Source organism: Streptomyces sp. NPDC014907 (assembly GCF_055562975.1).
Genome location: NZ_JBVHEG010000002.1, coordinates 460,092 through 471,171 on the forward strand (window position 1 = coordinate 460,092; position 11,080 = coordinate 471,171).

Sequence of the window (11,080 nt, forward strand, 5' to 3'; positions counted from 1 at the left end):
CGAAAGACCTTGAAAATACGTGGCATTTCACTCTTTTGCCACCTGGACAAACGGCCTCGGGCCATCAGGAGCTACCGCCGGTGAGCAGGACCACCTTCCCAGAACACGATGAGGCGCGGATGCCGGAGGGCGGAGCCCGGCCCGAAGCGGCCCCCGCCGGCGGAGGCGGGTTCCGCCGGGCGCTGAGCGGGGTCTCCCTCGTCGTGGCCGCCGTGTCGGGAACGCTGCTCGCGGTCGGCGCCTTCCTCGGTCTCTACGTGCGCCCCACCTCCGACGACTGGTGCGCCCTCTGGAAGTCGCGGGACATGGGCGTCCTGGGGATCTCCTCGGACTTCTACAACACCCAGAACGGCCGCGTCACCAACGCCTTCCTCACCGGCGTCATCTACGCCGACGACATGCTGGGGGCGAAGCTGATGCCCGCCTTCCTGGTCGTCGGGTTCGGCGTCGTCCTCTTCTTCCTGGCCCGCGCCGTGCTGCGCGCCCTCGGCCGCACCCAGCCCCCCGCCGTGCTCCTCGTGGCCGCCGTGGCGCTCTTCGAGGCGCTGCTGTTCTTCGCCGGTACGCGCGCGTACCAGGTGCTGCTCTGGACCCCGGCCACCATCTCCCACACCCTGCCGAGCCTGATCGGCCTCGCGGCCGTGCTCGGCGGCGTCGTCGCCGCCCGCTCCCCGCGCCCGTGGGCCCGGAAGGCCGGCGTGGCCGTGGCGGTCGTGACCGGTCTGGCGATCGGCATGCTCAGCGAGCCGTTCACCATGGTGGCCGGGATCTTCGCGGTCGCCGCCGGGCTGGTCTGCCTCCCCCGCTTCGGCCGGGCGAAGGACTGGTACGTCACCACCTGGTGCGCCGCCGCCTGCGCCGGGCTCGGCACGGGCCTCGCCCTCCTGTACACCTCCCCCGGTGCCCAGTGGCGGCGCGCCCAGGTTCCCAAGAAGCCGCTGACCGCCGACGAACTGGGAGAGATCTTCCACGACTGGTGGCGCATCTGGCAGACGATCGTCGACCAGTGGGCGTACCTGGGGGCCCTCGGCGTCGGCGCCCTCCTGGGTCTGGGCATCGCCTTCGCCGGGCCGTCCCGGGACCGCGGCGACGCCGCCGGAGAGGGCCGTCCGCGCCGGATGCCGTGGTTCGTGGCGCTCCTGCCGGTGCCGCTGATCGCGATCGCCAGCCTGGGCGTCACGTACGGCCTGCGCAGCGGCTACGGCCCGGCCGGGTGGACGTACGGCCGGACCTGGACGAACTTCGTCGTCCCCCTGCTGCTCGTCCTCTGCGCGTACGGCACGTGGGCCGGGTACCGGCTCGGGCGGCTCCTCCTGGCCCCCGGCCGCCCCGCCGCCCGTGCCGTCACGCTGGTCGCGGTGGGCGCGCTCGCCCTGGGAAGCGCGGCCGCCCTGGTGGAGCCGGTGTACGCGCTGAGCAAGGTGACGGTCTACCGGAGCATCGCCTGGGACAACCAGAACGCCCGCATCCGCGCGGAGATCGCGAAGGGCGCCACCGAGGTGACCTACCGCCCCATGTACATCGGCGTGCTCGCCGAACCGTTCTTCACCCCGGTGTACGAGCGCGACTGGGCGGCCCAGTGCACGGCCCGGTACTACGGGGTGGACCGGATTCGCCGCCCCTGAGCGCCCCGCCGGCCGGACACGCGCCGAGCGCCCTCCCTCCCCCGTTTCCGCCCGCCGGAACCGGGGGAGGGCTGTGTTTCCCGTCACTCCGCACCACCGGACACGGGGGGACACGGGGTACCTTCTCCCCTGCGCGATCGGCGCTGGTGGGGAGACGCCCGTAAGGGCGACCCACGTCACGCGCGGATGGTTGTGCCCGCGGACCCGGCCCTTCCATCACGATCGGGACACAGCGCGCGCCGCCCCGCCGGAAGCCGCGACGAACCGCGCGGGGAACACCAGGTAGCTTGGACGTGCCTGGAGGAAAGACAAGTGGATCGAGGTGCAAGTGCCTGACGTCTCCGTGGTCGTCATCGCCTACAACGACGCAGAGCGTCTCCCTACGGCCGTTCGGTCGGTACTGGATCAGACCCTGCACAACGTCGAAGTGGTGATCGTCGACGACTGCAGCAAGGACAGCACCTTCGAGGTCGCCCAGGCGCTCGCCGCCGCGCACCCCGACCGGGTCAGGGCCTTCCAGCTGCCGCAGAACAGCGGCGGCTGCGGCGCGCCCCGCAACCACGGCATCCAGCAGTGCGCCGGCGACTACGTCATGTTCCTCGACAGCGACGACGTGCTCGAACGCAACGCCTGCCGCAACATGCTCGACGCCGCCGAGAGCACCGGTGCGGACATCGTCTCCGGCCTCTGCGTCCGCGTGCACCTGGACAGCCGCCACAAGAAGACCACCGCCTGGTACCCGTGGCTGTACTCCAGGACCCGGACGATCGAGTCGATCACCGAGCTGCCGGACCTGCTGACCTTCGACACCCTGTCGACGAACAAGTGCTACCGCCGCGGCTTCCTCCTGGAGTCCGGCCTGGAGTTCCCGGTCGGCATCCACTACGAGGACCTGCTCTTCTCGGCCCAGGCCTACGTCGCCGCGAGCCGGATCACGCTCATCCCGAACACGGTCTACCACTGGAACGTGCAGGAGAGCGCCGCCGCCAAGTCGATCAGCAACCGGCGGCACGAGATCGCCAACTTCGTGCACCGCATGGAGATCCACCGCCGCGTGGACGCCCTGCTGGAGAGCAAGGGCTACGACGAGCTCAAGTACCGCAAGGACATCAAGTTCCTCAAGCACGACCTGGTCCTGCACTTCCGCGACCTGGCGCTGCTCGACGAGGACTACCGGCGCGAGTTCGCCGAGCTGGCCAACGGCTACCTCGCCGAGATCGACCCGCGGGCGTACGAGGAGGTGCAGCCGCTGCACGCCATCTGCGCCTACCTGCTGAGCAAGGAGGACTGGGACAACCTGCTCCCGGCCACCGAGGCGCTCACCAACCCGGGCCGCCTCACCTCCCCGCTCGCCGAGGTCGACGAGCGGATCTACTGGTGCGACCGGCACCTGGACACCGAGCAGGGCCGTCAGATCCTCGACGTCACCTCGCGCGGCTTCCACGTCCGCCCGCTCACGGCCCTCGCCCTCGGCAACAAGCTGACCTCGTACGAGAGCACCGACGGCGTCGTCACGCTCGCCGGCCGGGTGGTCAACCCGCTGGGGCGGATCGCCCCGGACGCGAAGCTCGGCGCCGTCATCGAGTTCTCGGCCCGCCGCAGCGTCGGCGGCAAGACCGCCCGCATCCCGGTGACGTCGGTCCGGCACGCCGGCCGGTGGATCGAGTGGGAGGGCACCGTGGACGTCGCCCGCACCGTCCGCCCGCTCGGCATCATCGACGCCGTCTGGGACGTGCGCGTGATCCTCACGGTCGACGGCCGGCGCCTGCGCACCCGGGTCTCCGTCGGCGGCACCTCCCTCGACGACGCCCGTTCCCTGAAGGTCCGCCCCCGGCTGACGACGCTGGTCTCCGACCGCTTCGTCCCCGAGATCACGAAGAAGGGCAACCTCTCCTACGTGCTCTCCGCCGAGGGCAGGGCCGCCGTGCGCACCTCCTCGGTGATCGAGGAGGCCATGCACGGGCGCGCCGCCCGGCTGGCGAAGACGAGCCTGCGCCGCCTGCTGAACGCGAAGAAGGAGCTGAACTCGGGCGAGACCAAGCTGCGCGTCTACCACGAGTTCTACAGCAAGCTGCCGATCCGCAAGGGCCTCGTGGTCTTCGAGAGCCACCTCGGCAAGCAGTACAGCGACAGCCCCAAGGCGATCTACGAGGAGATGCGCCGTCAGGGCGTCGCCTTCGAGGCCGTCTGGTCCTACGCGGGTGCGGAGCCGACCGGCTTCCCCGAGGACGCCACGCTGGTGAAGCGCTGGAGCTGGCAGTACCTGCGGGCGCTCGCCCAGGCCGAGTTCTGGATCGACAACCAGGGCTTCCCGCTGCGCCTCACCAAGCGCCCGGGAACCACGTACATCCAGACCTGGCACGGCACCGCCCTCAAGCGGATGGGCTTCGACGAGCCCAACACCAAGGCCCGTGGGCTCGCCGCCCAGGCCTCCTTCCAGCAGTCCCTGGACCGCTTCGACCACTTCCTGATCCGCGGCGAGCACGACCGGCGCACCCTCGCGAAGGGCTTCCGGCTCCGTGACGAGGTGCTGCTGCCCGTCGGCTACCCGCGCAACGACGACCTCGCCGAGGCGCGCCGCAGGGAGACGGAGACCGGCGTCCGGGAGCGCGGTCCGCTCGCGGCCGAGCTGGGCATCGACCCGGAGAAGAAGGTGCTGCTGTACGCGCCGACCTTCCGGGCCGCCCCGGGCGGCAAGGTGCGCGCCTTCCAGGCCCCGTTCGACGTCGAGGAGTTCGCCGAGCGCTTCGGCGAGACCCACACCCTGCTGATCAGGACGCACTACCTGAACAGCGTGACCCTGCCGCCGTCGGTCAGGGGGCGGGTCATCGACGTCTCCGGGCACCACGACATCACCCCGATCCTCGCCCTCGCGGACGGGCTGATCACCGACTACTCGTCCGTGATGTTCGACTACGGGCTGCTCGACCGCCCGATGGTCTTCTTCACCTACGACTACGACGAGTACGCCAAGGAGAACCGGGGCACCTACTTCGACCTGAAGGAACGCGCGCCGGGGCCGGTCGTGGAGACGGCGGAGGAGCTCTTCGAAGTGATCGCCGACTTCAAGGACGAGGCCGACACCAAGTACGCGGCGGCCCGTCAGCGGTTCAACGCGGAGTTCAGCGAGTACGACCGGGGCGACGCGGCCCGTCGGATCGTCGCCAAGTTCTTCACCGGGAGCGGGAAGTGACCCATCAGACCACTGCGTCCGGCGGCCGCGACATCTTCATCGTCTCCAACAGCGTGGACGAGATGGGCGGCGTGACCACCTGGACGCACCAGATGGCCCGGGAGTTCACCGGCCGCGGCCACCGGGTCCACGTCATCGGCATCACCCCGGCCCCGGCCGGCCGGCAGCACGAGTTCCCGGACCCGCTGCCCTACGCCACCACCACCCTGTACGACGCGCATCCGCCGCAGGTGCGGCCGCTGCGCGGTCTCAAGGGCAGGCTCAACGCGGCGGAGCGGCGGCGCCACGCCGCCCGTGCCGCCGGGATGCGGGAGCGCGCGGACCGGATGACGGCGCTCTTCGCCGCCGCCCGGCCCGGCGCGATCGTGATCGTGACCCAGGTGTGGGCGATGGAGTGGGTGGCCCTCGCCGACACCAAGGGCCACGTGGTGATCGGCATGAGCCACGAGTCGTACGCCGCCAGCGCCGCGTCCTCGCGGCTCGCCCGGGTGAAGCGCTACTACAAGGACGTCGACCGGCTGCTCGTCCTCACCCCGGGCGACGCGGACCAGTGGATCCGCGCCGGCATGGACAACGTCGGCCACATGCCGAACGCCCTGCCGTTCATGCCCCCGGCCCCGGTGCCCCGCAGCGAGAAGGTCGTCGTCTCCGTCGGCCGCCTCTCGCACGAGAAGGGCGTCGACATGCTGCTCGACAGCTGGGCCGAGGTCGCTCCCCGCCATCCCGACTGGAAGCTGCGGATCTACGGCACCGGTGACGAGGAGCCGGCCCTGCTGCGGCAGACCACCGATCTGGGCCTCGACGGGTCCGTGGAGTGGATGGGCCGCACCAACGACGTGCTGGGCGCGCTCTCCGGGGCGTCGGTGTTCGCCCAGGCGTCCCGCGCCGAGGGCTTCCCGATCACCCTCCTGGAGGCGATGGCGGCGGGCGTGCCCTGTGCCGCGTTCGACTGCGCGCCGGGCGTCCGGGAGATCATCCGGGACGGCGAGGACGGGCTGCTCGCCCGGCTCGGCAACGCGCTGGAACTCGGCGGGCACATCAGCACGCTGATCTCCGACAAGGAGCTGCGCGACCGGATGGGCGACGCGGCCTTCGAGAACGTGAAGCGGTACTCGGCCGACGAGATCACCGACCGCTGGGAGGCGCTGTTCGCCTTCCTGGAGCGCTGACGGTCCGGCGACGCGTAAAGGAACGGGCCGGGGAGGTGAACTCCCCGGCCCGTTCCTCGTCTCCGTTCCGGGTCAGACGGTGGCGCCCCGGCGCGCGACCCAGCCCTCCCACGCCGAGCCGACCATCTCGCGCACGTCGTGGCGGGCCTTCCAGCCCAGTTCGGCGGCGATGCGGTCGGCGGAGGCCACGACCCGGGCGGGGTCGCCGGCGCGGCGCGGGGTGACGACGGGCTCGGTCGTGTGACCGGTGATCTCGTTGATCAGCGCGACCATCTCGGTGACGGAGACGCCCTCGCCCCGGCCGATGTTGACGGTCAGGTCGCGCGGCTCGCCCGCCCCGGCCCACTCCGCGAGCTTGCGCGCCGCGACGAGGTGGGCGTCGGCCAGGTCCTCGACGTGGATGTAGTCGCGGATGCAGGTGCCGTCCGGCGTGTCGTAGTCGTCGCCGAAGACGCGCGGGGACTCGCCGGCGTCGAGGCGCTCGAAGACCATCGGGACCAGGTTGAAGACGCCCGTGTCGGCGAGTTCGGGGGCGGCCGCGCCGGCCACGTTGAAGTAGCGCAGGCAGGCCGTCGAGATGCCGTGGGCCCGGCCGGCGGCACGGACCAGCCACTCGCCGACGAGCTTGGTCTCGCCGTAGGGGCTCATCGGCCGGCAGGGGGTCTCCTCGGTGACGAGGTCGACGTCCGGCATGCCGTAGACGGCGGCCGAGGAGGAGAAGAGGAAGTTGCGCACGCCGGCGGCGGCGACGGCCTCCAGGAGGACCGTGAGACCGGTGACGTTCTCGCGGTAGTAGTGCAGCGGCAGCTCGACGGACTCGCCGACCTGCTTCTTCGCGGCGAGGTGGACGACGCCGGTCACGCCGTGCTCGGCGATCGTCCGGTCCAGCACCTCGCGGTCGAGCGTCGAACCGACCACCAGGGGCACGCCCTCCGGGACCCGCTCCGCGTAGCCCGTGGACAGGTCGTCGAGGACGACGACCCGCTCGCCCGCCCGCGTCATGGCGCGGACCACGTGCGAACCGATGTAGCCGGCGCCGCCGGTGATCAGATAAGTCATAGCGCCCCAAACCCTTTCACTGAGAACTGCGGACGAGTCGGCGGAGCCGGGCCTCGACCGCCCGGAACCCTCCCCGGGCACCGGGTGCGATCCGTAGCGCCATCGAGCCGTTGGCCGTGACGTACTGCTGCACGAGAAGTACACCGTACCGGCTGCTCGGAAGCGCCGAACGCCACTGGGAACCGTCCGGCGGCCGGAGCGCGGTGGTGTACGACTCGCCGTTCGCGCAGGTCACCGTGGTGGTGACGTCCCACTGCTGGAGGCCCCGGAATCCGCGCCGGCGCCCGGCGGCGGCGAGTCCGGTGAACCGGACCGGGACCCGGCCGGTCCAGCGCTCCCCGGCCCCGGCCCCGGCCCCGGCCCCGGCGCGCAGCTCGACCCGTTCGGTACGGGCGGGCTCGTCGGCGCCGCGCGGCACGAACGCGATGTCGGCGGTGCGGGGCCCGGCCTCGGCGAGCCGCCCGTACAGGTCCCGCACGCTGATCCGCAGGTCGCCGCCGCGCAGGGTGGCGTCCACCACGAGCGGCAGTTCGGCGAGGGGCAGCCCGTCCGTGCCGTCGAGACGGGCCTCCGGCAGGTCGTCGGACCAGACGGCGGCGGTGCGGGTGCCCGCGTACGGCGGGAGCAGACGGGCCGGGCGGGCGGACAGCCGCGACAGCCGGAGCAGGTCGCGCGGTTCCTCCGCGGCCAGCAGGAAGCGGGCCGCCCAGCGGGCGGGGGCGACGGCGGCGGCGATCTCGGACTCCCGGAAGCCGGCCAGGTGCTCGCGGGTGACCTTCCACCACTCGGCGCGGTGCGCCTCGTCGCGCGACCGCAGGTCCCTGGCGTACATCCGCAGGTCGTGTTCGAGGAACTTGGTGCGGCAGGCGGCCGCGAGGTCCGCGCGCCCGGCGTCGGCGAAGGCCTCGACGGCCGCGCGGTGGGCGGCGATCCGGGACCGCCAGTTGGAGACGCCCTCCCGGTCGAGGGAGATCGACAGCCGGGCGGCGGCGCGGCGGACGTGCCAGACGTAGACGGTGTCGGGGACCACGGCGACGCGGGGGACGGCGGCGTACACCCGGGCGGTGAAGAGGAAGTCCTCGTAGACGAACCGGCCGTCGGGGAAGCGGATGCCGTGCTCGTCGAGGAAGGCCCGCTCGTAGACCTTGTTCACGCAGAGGGTGTCGTGGACGAGGGGCCGCAGCTCCTCGGGCGTCTCCAGGACGGCCGGTTCCCGGTAGAGACCGGGCTGCCAGCGGACGTCCCGGCCCTCGGGCAGCTCACGCCGCACGCAGACGCCGGCGGCCACCGGGGCGCGGTGCCGCTCGGCGGCGGAGACCAGGGCCTCGGCGGCGCCGGGCGGCAGGACGTCGTCGCTGTCCAGGAACATGACGTAGGGGGCGGTGGCGGCCCGGACGCCGTCGTTGCGCGGGGTGCCGCAGCCCCCGCTGTTGTCCGCGCGGCGCACCACCCGCACCCGGGGGTGCAGGGCGGCCAGTTCGTCGAGGACCCGCGCCGTTCCGTCACGGGAACAGTCGTCCACCGCCACCACCTCGGCCACCACGGGGCCCTGGTCGAGGGCGGACCTGACGGCCTCGCCGACCAGCGCCTCGTCGTTGTAGGCGATGACCACGACGCTGAGTCGGCCTGCGGTTCCGGGGGCGGGGGCGGTGCTCACGCCAGGATTTTACGGGAGCCCCCCGACCGGCCCGTCGGCCGGCCGGGGGGCTCCTCCCCGGCGGTAACGGCTCGCGCACCGCCGGAAGGGCCGAACCCGCCGGAACAGGCCGACCTCGCCGGAAGGGCCGAACCCGCTAGAACGGGTTGAACCCGTCGAACTCGCGCTGTGCCTCGTCGCGCTCCGCGTCGCGGTCCCGGCGGCGCTGCGCCGCCGGACGCGGGGCCTCCAGGCGGTGGTCCTCGCCGCGGCGGCCCAGCATCTCGGCGCCCGCCATCATGGTGGGCTCCCAGTCGAAGACGACCGCGTTCTCCTCGGGGCCGATCGCGACGCCGTCGCCCCCGCGGGCGCCCGCCTTCATCAGCGCGTCCTCGACGCCGAGGCGGTTGAGGCGGTCGGCCAGGTAGCCCACGGCCTCGTCGTTGTTGAAGTCGGTCTGGCGGACCCAGCGCTCCGGCTTCTCGCCGCGCACCCGGTAGACGTCCTCGGCCTCGTCGTACGTGACCGTGAAGCCCGTCTCGTCGACGGCCTTCGGGCGGATGACGATGCGGGTCGCCTCCTCCACCGGCTTGGCGGCGCGCGCCTCGGCCACGATGCCGGCGAGGGCGAAGGAGAGCTCCTTCAGGCCGGTGCGGGCCACTGCGGAGACCTCGTACACCTGGTAGCCGCGCGCCTCCAGGTCCGGGCGGATCATGTCCGCGAGGTCCTGGCCGTCCGGGATGTCGATCTTGTTGAGGACGACGACCCGGGGCCGGTCCTCCAGGCCGCCGTACTGCCGCAGCTCCTCCTCGATGACGTCGAGGTCGGAGAGCGGGTCGCGGTCGGACTCCAGCGTCGCCGTGTCCAGGACGTGGACGAGGACCGAGCAGCGCTCCACGTGGCGGAGGAACTCCAGGCCCAGGCCGCGGCCCTGGCTCGCGCCCGGGATCAGGCCCGGCACGTCGGCGATGGTGTAGACGGTCGCGCCGGCGGTGACGACGCCCAGGTTCGGGACGAGCGTCGTGAAGGGGTAGTCCGCGATCTTCGGCTTGGCGGCCGAGAGGACCGAGATGAGGGAGGACTTGCCGGCGCTCGGGTAGCCGACGAGGGCGACGTCGGCGACGGTCTTGAGCTCCAGGACGATGTCCCGGGCCTCGCCGGGCTCGCCGAGGAGCGCGAAGCCGGGGGCCTTGCGGCGCGCGGAGGACAGGGCCGCGTTGCCGAGGCCGCCGCGCCCGCCCTGGCCCGCGACGAAGGTCGTGCCCTGGCCGACCAGGTCGGCGAGCACGTTGCCCTGCTTGTCGAGGACGACGGTGCCGTCGGGCACGGTCAGGACCAGGTCCTGACCGTCCTTGCCGGAACGGTTGTCGCCCGCGCCCGGCTGGCCGTTGGTGGCCTTGCGGTGCGGCGAGTGGTGGTAGTCGAGCAGGGTGGTGACCGCCTGGTCGACGACCAGGATCACGTCACCGCCACGGCCGCCGTTGCCGCCGTCGGGGCCGCCGAGCGGCTTGAACTTCTCCCGGTGAACGGAGGCGCAGCCGTGGCCTCCGTTACCCGCGGCGACGTGCAGCTCGACGCGGTCCACGAAGGTGGTCATGGGGGTGCCTCCAGAGAAATACGTGCGGGATGTCTATCTAGTAACACGCGAAAGGCGGACCCGCTTCCCTTCCGGGAAGTGAGGTCCGCCTCCGCAAAGCGTTCCGATCAGGCGACCGGAACGATGTTCACGACCTTGCGGCCACGGTGGGTGCCGAACTGCACCGAACCGGCCTGCAGGGCGAACAGCGTGTCGTCGCCGCCACGGCCGACGCCCGCGCCCGGGTGGAAGTGCGTGCCGCGCTGGCGGATCAGGATCTCACCCGCGTTGACGACCTGACCGCCGAAACGCTTCACGCCGAGGCGCTGGGCGTTGGAGTCACGACCGTTCCGGGTGGACGATGCGCCCTTCTTGTGTGCCATTGCTCAGTCCCTCTTTACTTCGCGGCCGACGGGATCGCGGTGACCTTGATCGCCGTGTACTGCTGACGGTGACCCTGGCGACGACGGTAGCCGGTCTTGTTCTTGTAGCGCAGGATGTCGATCTTGGCGCCCTTGTGGTGGTCCACGACCTCGGCCGTGACCTTGATGCCGTCGAGGACCCACGGGTCGCTGGTCACGGCATCGCCGTCGACAACGAGCAGGGTCGAGAGCTCGACCGTGTCGCCGACCTTGGCAGTGGAAATCTTGTCAACCTCAACGATGTCGCCGACAGCAACCTTGTGCTGGCGACCACCGCTGCGCACGATGGCGTACACGCGGATCTCTCTCTCACTCGGGATGAAACCTCTGACGCCAGCCGCTCACACGGACCCGGGGGCCCGTGGCGTTCCGGAATCGGACGAGCGGCCTCTCCCGGCGG

General features: G+C 71.9%; 8 protein-coding genes. 3 read left to right on the plus strand and 5 right to left on the minus strand.

Annotated features, from left to right (window positions below; all coding sequences use genetic code 11):
* The first annotated feature begins 80 nt into the window (after positions 1–80).
* From ACZ3IL_RS07555 to ACZ3IL_RS07565, 3 genes are all read left to right on the plus strand, one after another.
* Positions 81–1,625, plus strand: a complete 1,545-nt coding sequence (locus ACZ3IL_RS07555; RefSeq protein ID WP_467387593.1) for a DUF6056 family protein — start codon at positions 81–83, stop codon at positions 1,623–1,625.
* 322 nt (positions 1,626–1,947) lie between these two features.
* Entirely contained in the window at positions 1,948–4,818 is a 2,871-nt protein-coding gene (locus tag ACZ3IL_RS07560) for a bifunctional glycosyltransferase/CDP-glycerol:glycerophosphate glycerophosphotransferase (RefSeq protein WP_467387595.1), read from the plus strand.
* Positions 4,819–4,880: 62 nt separating this feature from the next.
* Complete coding sequence (locus tag ACZ3IL_RS07565) at positions 4,881–5,987, plus strand: glycosyltransferase (RefSeq protein WP_467388199.1); 1,107 nt, start codon at positions 4,881–4,883, stop codon at positions 5,985–5,987.
* Positions 5,988–6,059: 72 nt separating this feature from the next.
* Here the strand turns inward: ACZ3IL_RS07565 and galE are convergent, their stop codons facing one another.
* From galE to rplU, 5 genes are all read right to left on the minus strand, one after another.
* On the minus strand, positions 6,060–7,046 hold the full coding sequence (galE, locus tag ACZ3IL_RS07570) for a UDP-glucose 4-epimerase GalE (RefSeq protein WP_467387597.1): 987 nt from the start codon (positions 7,044–7,046) through the stop codon (positions 6,060–6,062).
* Positions 7,047–7,062: 16 nt separating this feature from the next.
* Positions 7,063–8,703 (minus strand): glycosyltransferase, encoded by a 1,641-nt coding sequence (locus ACZ3IL_RS07575; RefSeq protein ID WP_467387599.1) that lies wholly within the window; start codon positions 8,701–8,703, stop codon positions 7,063–7,065.
* A gap of 136 nt (positions 8,704–8,839) precedes the next feature.
* Positions 8,840–10,279 carry a GTPase ObgE gene (gene obgE / locus ACZ3IL_RS07580; RefSeq protein WP_467387601.1) on the minus strand — a complete coding sequence of 480 codons (1,440 nt, stop codon included), beginning with the start codon at positions 10,277–10,279 and terminating at the stop codon, positions 8,840–8,842.
* 107 nt (positions 10,280–10,386) lie between these two features.
* Positions 10,387–10,641 (minus strand): 50S ribosomal protein L27, encoded by a 255-nt coding sequence (gene rpmA / locus ACZ3IL_RS07585; protein WP_073807354.1) that lies wholly within the window; start codon positions 10,639–10,641, stop codon positions 10,387–10,389.
* Between the two features lie 14 nt (positions 10,642–10,655).
* Positions 10,656–10,976, minus strand: a complete 321-nt coding sequence (rplU, locus tag ACZ3IL_RS07590) for a 50S ribosomal protein L21 (protein ID WP_388693140.1) — start codon at positions 10,974–10,976, stop codon at positions 10,656–10,658.
* Between the last annotated feature and the right edge of the window lie 104 nt (positions 10,977–11,080).